We start from the raw sequence: 15,196 nt of genomic DNA on the forward strand, positions 1-15,196 counted from the left end.
GTGAAGATCGTATCGGCCAAGGTCATCGTAACCTGCCCCGGGCGCAATTTCGTCACGCTAAAGATCGAGACGGATCAGGGCGTGCACGGAATCGGCGACGCGACGCTCAATGGCCGCGAACTGTCGGTGGTGTCTTATCTCCAGGATCACGTCGTCCCTTGCCTGATCGGTATGGACCCGCAGCGCATCGAGGATATCTGGCAATATCTCTATCGCGGCGCATATTGGCGGCGCGGACCGGTCACTATGCGGGCCGTCGCGGCGGTCGATGTCGCCCTGTGGGATATCAAAGCCAAGATGGCGGGCATGCCGCTCTATCAGTTGCTCGGCGGGCGCAGCCGCGACGGTGTGATGGTCTATGGCCATGCCAATGGCAGCGACATCGCCGAGACCGTCGACGCGGTCGGCCAGTATATCGACCTTGGCTATAAAGCGATCCGCGCGCAGACCGGCGTGCCGGGGATCAAGGACGCCTATGGGGTCGGACGCGGCAAGCTCTATTACGAGCCGGCCGATGCGGCGCTGCCGTCGGTCACCGGGTGGGATACACGCAAGGCGCTCAATTACGTCCCCAAGCTGTTCGACAAGCTGCGCGCGACCTACGGCTTCGACCATCACCTGCTGCACGACGGACATCACCGCTACACGCCGCAGGAGGCCGCCAATCTGGGCAAGATGCTCGAGCCTTATCAGCTGTTCTGGCTGGAGGACGTGACTCCGGCCGAAAATCAGGAAGCGTTCAAGCTCATCCGGCAGCACACCGTCACGCCACTCGCGGTAGGCGAGATATTCAACACGATCTGGGACGCGAAGGACCTGATCCAGAACCAGCTGATCGACTACATTCGCTCGACCATCGTCGGCGCCGGCGGCATCACGCATCTGCGCCGGATCTCTGACCTCGCCAGCCTCTATCAGGTTCGCACCGGCTGCCACGGCGCGACCGACCTGTCGCCGGTGACGATGGGCACCGCGCTTCATTTCGACACCTGGGTGCCGAACTTCGGCATCCAGGAATATATGCGCCACACCGAAGACACCGACGCGGTGTTCCCGCACGACTATCGCTTCGAAAAGGGCGAGCTGTTCTGCGGCGAGACCCCCGGCCACGGCGTCGATATCGACGAAGAGCTTGCCGCCAAATATCCGTACAAGCCCGCCTATCTGCCGGTCGCCCGGCTGGAGGACGGGACGATGTGGAACTGGTGAAACCGCCCCGCATCGTCGCCATCGGCGAGGGGATGACCGAGCTGGCCGATCGCGGCGACGGCGGCTGGTCGGTGCATCATGGCGGCGACGTGCTGAATACGGCAATCCATCTGGCGCGATCAGGCTGCGACATTGCCTTCGCCAGTGCCCTCGGCCGCGATCCCTTCAGCCAGCGGTTGCGCGCCGCGTGGGAAGGGGAGGGCCTCGACTGCTCTCTGCTTCTCGACCATCCGACGCGCGGCGCGGGCCTTTACGCGATCAGTGTCGATCCAGACGGCGAGCGCAGCTTCACCTATTGGCGCGACCAAAGTGCTGCGCGAGACATATTCGGCTTGCCCGATGTTTCGCGGGTTCGCGAGCATGCTCTGAGCGCGGACCTGCTCTATTTTTCCCTGATCTCACTCGCGATCCTGCCGCCCTCCGGCCAGGACTCGCTGATCGCCCTCGCCGGGACGGTGCGCAAACGCGGCGGCCGGGTCGCCTTCGACGGCAATTTTCGTCCAGCGCTTTGGGAATCCTTGGACGCCGCCGTCGCTGCGCGGGATGCAGCCATCCGCGTTGCCGATATCGGCCTGCCGACTTGGGAAGACGAGCGGCAAATGTCCGGCGTCGACACGCCGGAGGCGGTTGCTGCTCACTGGGCGGGACTCGGATGTGACGAAGTCGTCGTCAAACTCGGCGCTCAAGGCTGCCGGCTTCCCGACGGGGCGACAGTGTCTCCGCCGAAAGTGCTGCAGCCGCGCGATACGAGTGGCGCCGGCGACGCCTTCAACGCGGGGTATCTCGCAAGCCGCCTTGCGGGCGGGACCGTACGGGAGGCGGCTCGACGAGGCCATGAGCTGGCGGGCTGGACGGTGATGCGGCCGGGCGCTGTCCCCGCCCGCGACGCACTTGCTCCTTACTAGACCAGCGATCAGGGCTTTGCTGGCGAGCGCCAGCTGTGCGCCGGGAGGCGAACTTTGACTGGCCGCCCGACACGATCCGCGCTTTCGCCCAGCGCGAACTCGTATTGGCCGGCAGGCATGGTCCAGCCATTTTTCTCCCACTCCGCCAGAAGCCGCCGGTCGATGGCCATGGTGATAATCGCCGACTGGCCTGGCGCGAGCTCGACCCGTTCGAACGCGACCAGGCGTCGCATCGGCTTGCCTGCGCGCGAGACGAGATAAAGCTGCGCCACGGTTGCGCCAGCGCGATCGCCGGTGTTGCGAACGGTGGCTTGCGCTTGATTGCCGCGCACCTCGAGGCCGGACGTGGCGAAGCTGGTGTAGCTCAGCCCATGGCCGAAGGCGAACAGCGGCTTATGCTTGTTGCGGGCGTACCAGCGATACCCCACGTCCGACCCTTCAGGATAAGCGATAGTCAGCGGCACGTCTTCCTTGGGCATGTCGTAGAGGTCGCTGCCGGGCTTGGGCTTGATCAAGTCGCTGCCGGGGAGCACCGGGTTGGGCGTCTGTGCCAGCGATGCCGGGAGCGTGATCGGCAGGCGGCCTGACGGGTTTACCGCACCCGCGAGAACCCGTGCGATTGCGGTCCCGCCGCGATTTCCCGAATACCATGCCTGAAGCACTGCAGGCACTCGGCTGAGCCACGGCATCAGCACCGGTCCGCCCGTCTCGAGGACGACCGCGGTGCGCGGATTGGCACCAATAACCGCCTCGATCAAGGCATCCTGATTGTCGGGCAGCGCCAGAGTGAGAACGTCATGCGCCTCGGAGGCGAACTGCTCCGCGAAAACCAGCACCATGTCCGCGCCGCGCCCCGCCGCGGCCGCGCGAGCCGGATCGGTGCCGTCGTCGAAATCGACCTGAGCTTGCGGGAATTGCTCTCGCAAGGCGGCGAGCGGGGCGGATGGCATGTAGAGCCGGCGGTGATAGGGCGCATCGCCGGGAATCGGCAGCGACAGTGAAGCGCCGCCGACCGGCCAGACCTGCGACGAACCACCGCCGGACGGCACGCCTTTGTCGGCATGGCCGCCGACTACGAGGATGCGCTTGGCTGTCGCCGCGATCGGCAGCAGCTTGCCTTCGTTCTTGAGCAGTACGATGCCTTGCTCGGCAACGCGCTGGGCGGCATCGAGGTGCGGTCCGAAGTCGATCGGTCGGGCGCCCGCGATCGGGTCTGTCGCGAGATCGAGCGAATACATCGTGCGCACGATTCGCGCGACCGAGCGGTCGATATCGGTCTGGCTGACTGTCCCCGCGGCCAGCGCATCCCGCAGCTTCTGCCCGAACCACCATTCGCCGGTGGGCTGAGTGCCCGACTCCTGATCGAGCCCCTGCCGGATCGAGACCGAGTGGGCCGCGCCCCAATCGGACAAGACCCAGCCCTTCCAGCCCCAATCGCGGCGCAGCACATCATTCAGCAGGAAGCTGTTCTCGCACGAATAGGCGCCGTTGACCTTGTTGTAGGCGCACATGACAGAGCCAGGCAGGCCGATCTCGATCGCCTTTTCGAAGGCGAGCAGGTCGCTTTCTCGCATTGCCGCCTCGTCCATGACGACATTGGCGAAGCTGCGCCCGGTCTCCTGAGCGTTGAGAGCGTAGTGCTTGACGGTCGAGACCACGCGGTTCGACTGGATGCCGCGGACCGAATGGCCGCCGAGGACACCCGTGAGCAGCGGGTCTTCGCTGAAATATTCGAAGTTACGCCCGTTGCGCGGTTCGCGAACCAGGTTGATCCCGCCGGCGAGCAGCACGTTAAAGCCTTTTGCGGCGGTTTCCGCGCCCATCACCCGGCCGGCTTCTTCGATCAGTATGGGATTCCAGGTCGATCCCATCGCCAGCCCAGAGGGCATGGCCGTGGCTTCGTCCTTGGCGCGCATGAACCCGCCCATGTTTGCAATGCCGAGGCTGGCGTCGCTCTCGATCAGCGGAGGCACGCCCAGTCGCGGAATGCCGGGAACGTAGCCGGCGCTGCTCTTCAGGCCCTTGGGCTTCTTGTCGGCCGGCATGCGGGGTGTGAGAAAGCCCTGCAGAAGCGAGAGCTTCTCCTCCGGGTTCATCCGCGCCAGAGTCTCGGCCGCGCGCGCGTCCGGATCGGCATTTTGTGCCAGCGTCGAAGAAGCGAGCAGCGCGCCAAACAAAGCGGCTAACTTGAGCGAGCGGGCAAGTGTCATCGAGGGGTCCTTGATAAGCGATCGCGCAACAGCAACCAAAGCACGGCCGCGCCGGCCAGGTCGAGCGCGGCCAGGGCGACGAAGAGCGGGTCATAGCCATAGGCATCGGCGCTTTTGCCGATGGCGAAAGTGAACAGCATGCCGCCGATCCAGGCAATGGTGCCGGCCATGCCGCTTGCCGTCGCCACGGTGCGCTTGTCGAACACGTCGGAGCAAAGGGTGATCAGCGCTCCGTTCAGCATCTGGTGCGCAAAGCCGCCAAGGCAGAAAAGCGCGATCGCCATGGCGGGCGAGCCGGCAAGGCCGATACAGGCGGGGCCGATCATGCAAATGGCGCCGAAAGTCATCGTGATCTTGCGCGACGCAAGCACCGAGGCACCCCGGCGCATCAGGACCGGGGGAAGCAGCCCCGCCGCCAGCGAGCCGAGATCCGCCGCCAGGAATGGCAGCCAAGCCCAAAGCGCGACCTGCTTCAGGTCGAGATTCCATGCTGCGACCAGATACAGCGGAATGAAGAAGTTGAAGGTTTGCCAGGCCGGCTCGGCCAGAAACCGAGGTATGGCGATCGCCCAGAAGCTGCGCGAGCGGAGCACGGCCCGCCGCGTCGCGGGCCGCACTGCCTGATCGTTGCTGCTCTGGCCCTGCTCGATCAGTCCGCGCTCAGCGGCGGAAAGTCGCGGGTGATCTGCCGGGGCACGGTAGCAGAACCACCACAACCCGGCCCAGACCAGGCTCAATGCGCCGGTCACCAGGAAGGCGGATTGCCAGCCCGAGTAGAGGATGCAGAAGACGACCAGCGGGGGCGCGATCATGTTGCCGACGCTGGTGCCCATCTGAAAGGCGCTCGTGGCGAGCGGCCGTTCGCGGGCGGGGAACCACTCGGCGACGGTCTTCGTGCCGGCCGGGATTGCGGCCGCTTCGGTCGCGCCGAGCACGCCCCGGAAGAAAGCGAAGCCCTGCCAGCTGCTCGCCAGCCCGTGCGCCATGTTCGCCAGCGCCCAGCCCACCGCGAAGATGAAGAAGCCGAGCCTGGTCCCAAGCGCGTCCAGCACGGCGCCGGCAACCGTCTGCATGACGGTGTAGGTCGCCTGAAAGGCGAGCACGACCCAGCTATATTGCTCGGTCGTCATTTTCAGTTCGGACTGGATTGTCGGGGCCGCTACCGACAGCGTCGAGCGTGCCAGATAATTAAGGACGGTGCCCAGTGTCACCAGCCCGATGATCCACCAGCGCAGCTTTCCAACACGCACGCCGGTTCGTTCGGGGTGACTTGCCATGCCCTCTTCTCTCCGGCTGCTTTTCGCCCGTTGGCTAACAAGAGGCTTGGCGAGCGGTCAAACGGCGGCGGCCTTTGCGGGCCAGCGGATGTCTCCAGCGAGCCAAACAACGCCGACGCGGTGTTTGAGCAACTTTCCGCAGCGTTGCAGGCCGGCATGATCTAGAGCGCTTCCGTTAGTCGAAAGCGCGTGGAATCCGTCGCCGATGCCGAAGCCTTTATACCTTCACCCGGACCGGCTGTTCCCTGCCGATCCCCAGACCCGCGCATTCGCCCGGGCCCTGTACGATCAGGTCAAGGACCTGTCGATCGTCAGCCCGCACGGTCATACCGATCCGGCGTGGTTCGCGGACAATGCGCCTTTCGGCAATGCGACCGAGTTGCTGCTCATCCCCGATCATTATGTATTTCGCATGCTCTATTCCCAAGGCGTGCCGCTCGAAGCGATTGGAGTGGGCAACCCGGCCGTCGATCCGCGCGCCGCATGGCGGCTGCTTGCCGAACATTATCATCTGTTTCGCGGTACGCCGTCGCGGATCTGGCTCGACTGGGTGTTTGCGGAGGCCTTTGGCATCGACGTCCGGCTGGATGCGGAGACCAGCGACCTGTATTACGACACGATCACGGAAAAGCTCGGCAACGACGCGTTCCGCCCGCGCGCCTTGTTCGAGCGGTTCGGCATCGAGGTCATCGCGACCACCGAGAACCCGATCGACGAGCTGAAGCATCACGCGGCGATCCGCGCGAGCGGCTGGGGCGGCAAGGTGGTGACCGCCTATCGCCCGGATCCCGTCGTAGATCCGGAATTCGAGGGATTTGCGGACAATCTCGACCGGTTCGGAGAACTGACCGGTGAAGATTGCCGCAGTTGGTCAGGCTATCTTGCCGCGCACCGGAAGAGGCGCGCGTTCTTCGCGCAACACGGCGCGACGAGCACCGATCACGGTCACCCGACTGCGTCGACCGCCAACCTGACGGGCGACGAAGCGGCGGCTCTGTTCCAAAAGGTCGTGGCGGGACGGTTTACGGCTGTGGAAGCAGAGCTGTTCCGCGCGCAGATGCTGACCGAAATGGCCGCGATGAGTTTGGACGATGGCCTCGTCATGCAGATTCACCCCGGCGCGTTCCGCAACCACAATGCGGGCGTGTTCGCGCGCTTCGGGCGCGACAAGGGCGCCGACCTGCCGATGCGCACGGACTATGTGCACGCGCTGAAGCCGTTGCTCGACCGGTTCGGCAACGAGGCGCGGCTGTCGGTCATTCTCTTCACGCTGGACGAAAGCACCTACGCGCGCGAACTCGCGCCCCTGGCGGGCCATTATCCCTGCCTGAAGCTGGGCCCTGCGTGGTGGTTCCACGACAGCCCGGAGGGAATGCGGCGGTTTCGGCGGATGACGACGGAGACTGCCGGCTTCTATAACACGGTCGGCTTCAATGACGACACGCGCGCCTTCCTGTCCATTCCGGCCCGGCACGATGTCGCCCGGCGGATCGATTGCGGGTTCTTGGCGGAATTGGTCATGGAGCGTCGGCTGGAGGATTGGGAAGCAGCGGAGCTGGCGGTCGATCTATCCTACAAGCTCGCGAAGCAGGCTTACCGGCTGTGAGGCTGAACGCGGCTACAGCGCACTTGGCGCGAGGCGTCGAACGCTTCGGCTACGACCGGGACGCGCAGGCGGTCGGTATCGTTCACTTCGGCATTGGCGCATTTCACCGGGCACATCAGGCCTGGTACACCGACCGGGCAATGGACGCGGGCGACCGCGACTGGACGATCCTGGGCGTATCGCTGCGTTCCGGAGTGGTCGCAGCGCAGATGAACCCGCAGGACGGGCTCTACACCGTCACCGGGCGATCGGCCCAGGGGGAGAACAGCCGGCTTGTCGGCGCCGTGCGAGGGGTGGTGACGGCTCCTCGCGCCTCTGGCGAAACGGTCGATACCCTCGCCGCTCCAACCACCCGCATCGTCAGCTTCACGATCACGGAAAAAGGCTATTGCCGCGCGCCCGACGGCTCGCTCGATCCAAATCTTGCGGGAGAGGAAAGCGTGTTCCGCTTTCTCGGGGACGGGCTGCGACGGCGCCGCGACGCCGGTCTGCCAGGCGTCACCTTGCTCAGCTGCGACAATCTTGCCGACAATGGGCGGCAGCTTGCGTCCCTGATGCGGCAATATCTTGATCGCCATGACAGGCAGCTCATCGGCTGGTTCGATGCCGAGTGCTCGAGCCCGAACACGATGGTTGATCGCATCGTGCCCGCCACGACGGAGATGGACCGAGCCGCAATTGCAGAGCGAATCGGGGTGGAGGATCAGGCAGCAGTCGTCACGGAGCCGTTCAGCCAATGGGTCATTGAGGATCGCTTCGCCGGCCCCCGGCCCCGGTGGGAAGCTGCGGGCGCCGCACTGGTTGACGATGTCGCGCCGTACGAAAGCGCCAAGCTTCGCCTGCTCAACGGCGCGCATTCGGCACTTGCGTACCTAGGACTTGAGCGGGGCCATAGCTATGTGCACGAGGCGATTTCCGATCCGCTGCTGCGCCCGGTGATCGAGCACCTGATGCGAGAGGAGGCGGCCCCAACCATCGCGCCTGCGCCGGGGCAGGACCTTTCGCGCTATATCGACGCTCTGCTCCAGCGCTTCGCCAACCCCGCCCTGCAGCACCGGCTCATCCAGATCGCGATGGACGGGAGCCAGAAGATTCCGCAGCGCTGGCTCGCGACGCTGGCCGACAATCAGCGTGAGGGCCGGCCCAGCCCGTCCATATTGCGCGCGCTGGGCGCCTGGTTGCGCCATGTGCGCGGAGACAATGAAGCACGCTGGGGCGAAGTCGCCGATCCGCGCGCGGCCGAACTGAAGTCGCTCTGGCACAAGGCGGGAGCGGACGGGATCGCGGCGGCCGTTTTAGGCTCGGATGGTCTGCTGGCCTCCGCGTGGCAGCCGTCTCGGCAAGAGCAGTTGCCCCTCTGAACGCCGGGTCAGCTGGCCGGGAGATCGGCTGCGAGGCTCTGCTGTGCCTCTTCGGGCTCGATGCCGAGCGAGTTGAAGATGAAGGCGAGCATCGAATAGACGCCGATCACAAACAGCAGTTCGATGAGTTCCTGTTCCGACAGCAGCGCCCGCAATCCGGTCCAGGTGTCGTCGCTCACCCGCTGAGAGGCGAGGTTTTCGTCAACCGCGCGAACCGTGAACCGCTCCAGTTCGGACCAGATCGGGTCGTCCGCGCCTTGCTTGACTGCCTCGATATGATCTTGGGTGAGCAGGCCTTCGCCAGACAGGTCGGCGGCCTCGCCGCGCCTGAACGCCTCGATCTGCTCCTTGCTGAGCGCGTCCGGGAGCAGCGCGATGCGGACGTGTTGCGCCCATTCGTAGCGCGAGCGGGTCAGCCACGCGACGCGAAGAATCGCGATCTCGCGCAGTCGCGCCGGAATCAGGCCCTTCAACAACAGGCGGCCGTTGAACTTGAAGAAGGAGCCCGCCAGGTCGGGATGGCGCGCGAGCGTCAGGAGTGCGTTGGACCTGGAACCCTCCTCATAGGCAGCCGGACCCTCCAGGATCGTGAACAGCGTCCGAATCTCGTGCGTCCAGCCGTCGCGGCCGAGAGGGGGCATGCGCTGCTGCTGTGTCATCGATCAGTCCTCTCCGACGCTGATGTGCTTAGCGGCAGCGGTAGCTGCGCGCAGCGCCCCGAACAATGTCGGGCGGGACTGATCGCACGAGCGAACCGTGCAGCATATCAGTCCAGCTCTCCGCAAAGCGGATTGTTTCGGACACGAAAAAGAGCCAGTCCGACACTAAAGGATCGACTGGGGGCGGACCGTGGCTGAGCACTTCATCCGACCGGATGCGCGCGCTTTTCTGGACCAGCTTGCTGCGGCTCCGCGCCCGGCCTTCACAGCGGAGGTTCTCGCGGCGATCCGCCAGATGCCGTCCGATGCGGCAATGTCGCTGGACCTGCCGGTTGAGGATCTGGCGCGGATCGAGCCATTCACGTGCAACGGGCCAGCCGGTCTGATTGCTCTGCGCTTGTTCGATGCCAGGCCGGAGCGGGAGGCCGGCCCGGTCGTCGTTTTCTTCCACGGCGGCGGTTTCGCCCTCGGCTCAGTGGATACGCACGCCGCGTTGGCGGCGTCTCTCGCCCGAGGGCTTGATCTTCCCGTCGTGTCAGTCGAATACCGGCTCGCTCCCGAACACCCCTTTCCGGCGGCTGTCGAGGATGCCGAAGCAGCAACGCGCTGGATCGCCGCCAACGGCTTCGCTCTCGGCCTCAAGCCCGATGGCCTGGTGCTCGCCGGCGACAGCGCCGGCGGCAACCTGGCGATCGTTACTGCACTCGCCCTGCGCCAGCGCCCTGCTGCATTGAGAGCGGTGCTCCAGCTGGCGATCTATCCGATGACGGATGAGAGCGAGCGGCGGCCCTCTCGGGATGTTTTCGCCGAGGGCTTTGGGCTGGACGCCACGAACATGGCTCTGTTCCATCAGCATTATGGCGCCGATTCCCGTGACCCCCGTCATTCGCCGCTGCTGGCGGACCTGGACGGTTTGCCGCCAGCGGTCGTCGTCACGGCGGCCCTCGATCCACTGCGGGACGAGGGCCGTGCCTACGCCGCAAAGCTGGTGACGTCAGGCGTCGACACGCTCCACATCGAAGCGCCCGGCCTGATCCACGGCTTCGCCAGCTACAGGCGCGCGATACCTTCCGCCGAGACGGAGTTCGAACGCGCTCTCCATCTCACTTGCGCCATGCTGCGGGCAGCAACTTAGCGGCGGCGCTAAACCGCGTTGCGGCGGATGATGGACCGGTACACGGCGGCACTTGGCTTCAGCTTCCGCGCGAACGTCTCCCGGTCGACCGTGGCGAGGCCGAATTGCTTGGAATAGCCCAACAGCCATTCGAAGTTATCCAGCAGCGACCAGTGCAAATAGCCGATCACCGGCACGCCGCCCGCGATTGCGCCGTGAAGTTCGGAGAGCGCCTGCGGGATGTACCAGGCCCGGCGACGATCGTCGTGCGTCTCCAAGCCGTTCTCCGTCACCAGGATCGGCTTGCGCGTTTCCGCGTGGACATATTCGACCGCATTGCGAAGCGCGACCGGTTGCTTGATCACCTCCTGCTCTTCGCTTGCCGCCACGAAAGGCATCTCAGGAAAGCCAGGCAATTTGGCTCCGCTGCCGGGAACGCGCACCTGCCGATAGGCCTGCCCGCCAACGAAATCGCCTGAGCGGGCAGCGACTTCCAGCCAGGGGCCGAAGGCGAGCTTGCGCAGCTCGCGATATTTGCTGCCTTCATTGGCCGGCTGAAAGTCGACGATGTTGAGCGTGACGCCGGTCGGCACGTTCCTGCGCACTGCCTTGATCGCGGCGACGCTGCGCTCGTGCGCTGCCATCAGCTGCGGCGTCATACCCTTCACGTCGGGGTGGTTCATCGTCACGTAGCGGGTGCTCCCGCTGACCCTCGAAGCTTCGCGATGCGCTTCGAGTTGACGCGCGTCTTCCTTGCCGAAATAGGCGTTGGCCTGAGGGATGACGCGATATGTGAGGCCGACCTGCGGCTCGTTGATCGTGCAGGCAATGCCGATCTCACCGCCCAGTGCCCGCATCGCCTTGTCGCAATAATTGGCGAATAGATCCGGCGACTCCGGATTGAGCCAGCCGCCCGCCTCGGCGAACCAGCGCGGCGCGGCGACATGAAAGAAGGTCATCACCGGCTCGATCTCGGCGTCGCGCAGGGCAGCGATGAAGCGCTTGTAGTGATCGAGCTCGGCGCGCGAGAATTGGCCCCGCGCCGGCTCGATGCGCGACCATTCGATCGAGAAGCGATAAGCGTTCAGTCCGATCGCCTTCATCAGGGCAATGTCGTCGCGCCAGCGGTGATAGCTGTCATCGGCATCGCCGGAGAGGTCGGTGAAGGTCTGCGGCTTGATATGTTCCATCAGCCATAAATCGGCATTCACATTGTTGCCCTCGACCTGATAGCCCGCGGTCGACGCCCCCCAACTAAAGCCGTTCGGAAAGGCCTTCTTCGTAGCCGCAGCGGAAGCGGGGAGGGCTGCGGCCGTCGCGGCGGCCGCGCCGATGCCGGCAAGCACAGAACGGCGCTCGAAGCCTTGATCCTCGATCAACTCAAACTCTCCTTGCACTCTGAATAAGCTCGGCAGCGCTCGCCGCCTCCGCCAGCCCGTCCTTGGGCATGTCGACCTCCACATAGCCGATGGCCTTCGTCACTTCGTCGAGCTGAGGAATCAAGGTTGGGTAATCCAGCACGCCTGTGCCCGGCACCACGAGCTGCTTCATCCGGTCCGTGCCGAGAGCCGGGTTCACGTCCTTGAAGTGCATCGCCAAGACGCGCGGGCCGAGGCTGCGGACCAGGGACAGCGGGTCCACGCCGCCCAGAAATGCCCAGGCGAGATCGATTTCGAAGGCAACGTCGCGCGGGGAAAAATTGCGGGCGATCAGATCGAGCGGCGTCGTCCCGTCGAGCGGTACATGATCCCACCAGTGATTGTGATAGGCGAGACGAAGGCCGAGCGCGCGCGCGGTCTCCGCCATGCGGCCCAGCTCAGGCAGCCATGCGTCGAAGGCAGCGCGGGTGGTTTCGCCCAATTTGCGCCCACGGAAGAACACAGGTGCGGCCGACAAGGCGATCACCGACGCACCAATCGCCGCTGCATCCTCCGCCTGCTTGGCAAAGTTGTCGCCCATGCCATAGCGGACCACGCCGACCTGGAGACCCGCATCGCGGACCAGACGCGCCTTTTCCGCTGGCGGCAGCTCGCTCTTGTCCGCGGCCGAATAGCCGGCGAGCCGGAAGCCGAAATGACTGTAACCCATGTGCGCGACGCGCTTGAGCGTGCCCGCGTAATCCCCAGCCAAGGGCTTGATCACGGTCAGGTCCGCGAGACCGAGCGGCCGTCGCGGGGCCGTGCCGCTGCGGGTTATGGCGCATCCCCCTGCCGTCAGGGCGGCCATGCCGGCGAGCAGACTGCGGCGGCTGAGCGGTCTTATCGGCTCGGTCACCATGCTAACGCCGCTGGCCGGCAGAACCGCGGCAGGCCTTGTTCCCCGCACTGGTGGCGGCGAGGAACGCTATCGATCTACCGGGAACCATCAACTCGCCGGCGACCGTCTCGCCTTCAAGGCCTGAAATGACGCCGGCCGTCGACAGAGCCGGTGTGCGCCCGCTGATCGTGATCGCCTTGCTGTCGAGCTTGGCTGCCCTGAAGATCCAGGTGCGCGCGTTTCCGCCGACCGGCAACGAGCGCGCCTCATCCCCCAAGTTGATAACGGCCAAGCCGACGCCGCCGCCGCGGTTCGGAAGGCAATGCGCGTAAATTCTCAGTTCGGGCGCGGGCGAGGGTGGCGGAACCAGAACCGTCGTGCCCATCGTGCGCTTCCACAGCAGGGCGGCCCAGAAGTTGGGCCGCGGTGTGAAATCATGTTCTTCGAGGAGCCCATAGTCCGACGCAGCGAGCGTGTTGTGCATGAACACGCGCACGCCTGCCTGCGCCGAGCGACCGAGCGTATCGACGAAGCGGAAGCTGTCGGCAAAGCTGCTGGCCCAGGGATTGCCGCCGCATGCGGTCTCGGCACTCTCGGTGTTCCACAGCGGCACGCCGGGGGCGACACGGTCGCGCAGCGCCTTCATCCGGGCAAGGGCGGGGTCGAGCTGGTCCAGCCAGGCCGGCGACAGTGCCTTTTCGAGGGAATGGCCCATGATCTTGCCCCCGCACCGCTCGGACGCCCCACCATAGAAGTGAAACGAAAAGCCGTCGGGGCGGGGCAGCTCGGCGGTCAGCAACTCCTCGCCCTCGAACTGCTGCATGCTCTTGTTGCGCTTGCTCATGGTGCGCGTCGGCTCGCCTAGTTCGGCAAAGCCGGGTGCGAGCAGCAGCGTCCCCGGCGACGCACGTCGCAGCCAGGTGGCGAAGCTCGCATAGTCGCGGCGATAGTCGGCGCCCGTATAACCTTCCGGCGGCCGGGTCAGCGTGACCATGTTGGGCTCGTTCGCGAACTCGGCGGCCGCGATCCGACCGCCGGCGCGTCGGGTGAAGGCAAGCCAGCGTGCTGCCGTATCGCTCTGCCAAACGCCTTTTGCGTCGCGCGTGCCAGGACTTGTGGGGAATGAGGTGACGATCGCCGCGCCGGTGGCGTTGGCGAAGTCGATCGCGCCGCGCCATTGCTGCTGCGTCAGCACGGAATCGAAACCGGCGGGCGGCTTTTCCGGTGCAGTGGCCGTGTCCGCGAACCAGGTCGCGTTCGCCCAGGTGCCGCTGTACCGCACATAAGCGGGAGCGAGGGCTTTTGCCGCCGCCCGGAGCCGGCGATCGCCCAGGTTCAGCGGCGGGCGATATTCGTAGCGATCGGCGCCGGGGCTGCCATAGGGGCGCCAGAACCGCCCGCCGGTCACCTCGAGCATTTCGATATTGTAGGACAGGAAACGGGGATCGACGCTGCCTGTGGCGGGCAGGGCGGTGAGACCGGCACTCGCCTTGGCTCCGGTTGGCGCCGACAGCAGCAGGAGCAGGGCCAGTCCAGCGGAGGTGGTGACACGCGAGTGCGTGGCAGCTTTCATGCAGGCTTCCTCGACAAAGGCCGGCGCGCGCCCTCGGGTGACGTCGCCGGCATGTGCTTCGGAACCCTGATTATCGACGGGGGCCGGGCGGTGCGAGCATTGCGCTCGCAATTCGCACCGCCACGGCGATGATTAGCCGCCCGCCCCTAGACCGCCGGGGCTGGCTCGTTCGTAACCTCGCGGGCGCGGTCCTTCACCTTCAGGAAATCGCTCTCGAACTTTGGCCGCATCGTGCCGCAAAGGCGGTCCCAGATCGTCGTATAGCCGCCGAAATTTCCAGTGAAATAGCGGTGGTGCTGATCGTGGAAAGTGGCGCTGATGAACCATTTGGTCGCCCAGCTTTTGTTCCACCAGCGTGGCAGGAATTCGTAGCCCGAATGGACATACAGGCCCATTAGAACATTGGTCGGCCCGATCAGCGCCATCGTCGCGTCGTGCACCGTAAAGGCGGCCAGAAAGAGTGGCACGAAGCCGCCATTGATCAGCGATTCCAGGGGATTGACCGACAAAGTCGTCAGAAGGTTGGGCGAGGTCGACTTGTGATGCAGCTTGTGCACCCAGCTATAGACCGGTTCCTTGTGCATGAACCGGTGGAGCCAATAGAACCAGGTGTCGAACGCGAAGAAGTAAAGCGCGTATTCCAGCGCGACCACCCACCATGTGGTAGGCTCAGAATGAAAGGAGATCAGGCCCGAGCTTTTCATGAAGCTGGTCAGATTGCCGAGCAGAAGCGCGCTGAACGCAAGATTGAGCGCCGCGAACACGGCTTCGTTGCGAAAAATCTTCCATTTGAAGCCGCGCGGCTGAATCTTCCGCGCCTTGAAGAATCCCGTGATGATGCCCGCGCCGAGACCTGCCGCAAGGAACAGGTACAGCCAAATTTGCAGCATCTTCTCGCCGCTGAACACGCTATCCAGCATCAACCAGGTCCCTCGTTGACATTAAAGCTACGGTGAGTAGCATTAACAGATTCGACCGCGCTGTCAATCGATCAATCAAGGAAGAGCATGCCCGTCACCTCTCTGA

The 15,196-nt window shown here is 65.0% G+C and carries 12 protein-coding genes; 5 read left to right on the forward strand and 7 right to left on the reverse strand.

Annotated elements, in window-relative coordinates; genetic code table 11:
* Positions 1-1,209, forward strand: a complete 1,209-nt coding sequence (gene manD / locus ACFSCW_RS15485) for a D-mannonate dehydratase ManD (protein ID WP_380891063.1) — start codon at positions 1-3, stop codon at positions 1,207-1,209.
* Positions 1,203-2,114 (forward strand): sugar kinase, encoded by a 912-nt coding sequence (locus ACFSCW_RS15490; RefSeq protein WP_380891286.1) that lies wholly within the window; start codon positions 1,203-1,205, stop codon positions 2,112-2,114. Before manD ends, ACFSCW_RS15490 begins: the two co-directional genes overlap by 7 nt.
* A gap of 8 nt (positions 2,115-2,122) precedes the next feature.
* Here the strand turns inward: ACFSCW_RS15490 and ACFSCW_RS15495 are convergent, their stop codons facing one another.
* Positions 2,123-4,324, reverse strand: a complete 2,202-nt coding sequence (locus ACFSCW_RS15495; RefSeq protein ID WP_380891066.1) for a beta-glucosidase — start codon at positions 4,322-4,324, stop codon at positions 2,123-2,125.
* On the reverse strand, positions 4,321-5,601 hold the full coding sequence (locus tag ACFSCW_RS15500) for an MFS transporter (protein ID WP_380891069.1): 1,281 nt from the start codon (positions 5,599-5,601) through the stop codon (positions 4,321-4,323). The genes ACFSCW_RS15495 and ACFSCW_RS15500 overlap by 4 nt, the downstream gene beginning before the upstream one ends.
* 205 nt (positions 5,602-5,806) lie before the next feature.
* On the opposite strand from ACFSCW_RS15500, the gene uxaC reads away from it, so the two are divergent.
* Together uxaC and ACFSCW_RS15510 are read left to right on the forward strand one after the other, a co-directional pair.
* On the forward strand, positions 5,807-7,207 hold the full coding sequence (gene uxaC / locus ACFSCW_RS15505) for a glucuronate isomerase (RefSeq protein WP_380891071.1): 1,401 nt from the start codon (positions 5,807-5,809) through the stop codon (positions 7,205-7,207).
* A gap of 23 nt (positions 7,208-7,230) precedes the next feature.
* On the forward strand, positions 7,231-8,568 hold the full coding sequence (locus ACFSCW_RS15510) for a mannitol dehydrogenase family protein (protein ID WP_380891074.1): 1,338 nt from the start codon (positions 7,231-7,233) through the stop codon (positions 8,566-8,568).
* An 8-nt stretch (positions 8,569-8,576) separates the two neighbouring features.
* Here ACFSCW_RS15510 and ACFSCW_RS15515 read toward each other — a convergent pair whose 3' ends face one another.
* On the reverse strand, positions 8,577-9,227 hold the full coding sequence (locus ACFSCW_RS15515; protein WP_380891076.1) for a carboxymuconolactone decarboxylase family protein: 651 nt from the start codon (positions 9,225-9,227) through the stop codon (positions 8,577-8,579).
* Positions 9,228-9,540: 313 nt separating this feature from the next.
* Here ACFSCW_RS15515 and ACFSCW_RS15520 point away from each other — a divergent pair, with 313 nt between their 5' ends.
* The gene (locus ACFSCW_RS15520) at positions 9,541-10,362 is read left to right on the forward strand and encodes an alpha/beta hydrolase (protein ID WP_380891078.1); all 822 of its coding nucleotides are present in this window, start codon (positions 9,541-9,543) and stop codon (positions 10,360-10,362) included.
* Between the two features lie 8 nt (positions 10,363-10,370).
* Here ACFSCW_RS15520 and ACFSCW_RS15525 read toward each other — a convergent pair whose 3' ends face one another.
* From ACFSCW_RS15525 to ACFSCW_RS15540, 4 genes are all read right to left on the reverse strand, one after another.
* Entirely contained in the window at positions 10,371-11,720 is a 1,350-nt protein-coding gene (locus tag ACFSCW_RS15525; protein ID WP_380891081.1) for a glycoside hydrolase family 1 protein, read from the reverse strand.
* A 1-nt stretch (position 11,721) separates the two neighbouring features.
* Positions 11,722-12,618 carry a sugar phosphate isomerase/epimerase family protein gene (locus tag ACFSCW_RS15530; protein WP_380891084.1) on the reverse strand — a complete coding sequence of 299 codons (897 nt, stop codon included), beginning with the start codon at positions 12,616-12,618 and terminating at the stop codon, positions 11,722-11,724.
* A 1-nt stretch (position 12,619) separates the two neighbouring features.
* Positions 12,620-14,170 carry a hypothetical protein gene (locus ACFSCW_RS15535; RefSeq protein WP_380891086.1) on the reverse strand — a complete coding sequence of 517 codons (1,551 nt, stop codon included), beginning with the start codon at positions 14,168-14,170 and terminating at the stop codon, positions 12,620-12,622.
* A gap of 146 nt (positions 14,171-14,316) precedes the next feature.
* Positions 14,317-15,090, reverse strand: coding sequence for a sterol desaturase family protein (locus tag ACFSCW_RS15540; RefSeq protein ID WP_380891088.1), 774 nt, complete (start codon positions 15,088-15,090; stop codon positions 14,317-14,319).
* Positions 15,091-15,196: the final 106 nt, after the last annotated feature.

The sequence above is a fragment of the Sphingomonas tabacisoli genome, from assembly GCF_042678385.1.
Classification (GTDB): domain Bacteria; phylum Pseudomonadota; class Alphaproteobacteria; order Sphingomonadales; family Sphingomonadaceae; genus Sphingomonas_B; species Sphingomonas_B tabacisoli.